The organism is Mesorhizobium sp. M7A.F.Ca.US.006.01.1.1, from assembly GCF_003997935.1.
Classification (GTDB): domain Bacteria; phylum Pseudomonadota; class Alphaproteobacteria; order Rhizobiales; family Rhizobiaceae; genus Mesorhizobium.
The window spans coordinates 1-409 of record NZ_RZQL01000553.1 but is presented as its reverse complement, the minus strand read 5'-3'; the positions used below and the strand labels follow the sequence as shown (position 1 = coordinate 409).

The window sequence follows — 409 nt, the reverse complement described above, 5'->3', positions numbered from 1 at the left end:
TGACCTTCGGACGGGCGAGATCCGCTTCGAGCAGATTGTACTCGGTCAAAAGGTCGGCGTTCTGCAGGCGCAGGCTCTTTTCCATGCGGCGCGTGTTGGCATAGGTCTCGACGCCGAAGGGCATCACGCCGGTCGAGCGCAGGGCGTCCCAGACGGCCAGGCCGTCCTCGTAGCGCATGTGCAGTTCCCAGCCCTGCTCGCCGACATAGGAGATGCGGAAAGCGGTGACATCCTTGCCGCCGATCCGGACCGGCTTGATCGCCGCGAATGGGAAGTTCTCAACAGAGAGCCCGTCCGGATTTTCGACCACCTTCTGCAAGGTCGCCCGGGCGTTCGGCCCCCAGATGCCGATAGTGACGTATTTCTCGGTCACGTCGGTGATAGTGACGTCGAAGCCTTTGTCCTGTGC

Annotated in this window: 1 pseudogene; it reads right to left on the bottom strand. The window is 62.3% G+C overall.

Annotated elements, in window-relative coordinates:
• Window positions 1-409, bottom strand: a pseudogene (locus EN943_RS37450) (aminomethyltransferase family protein); the annotation flags it as partial.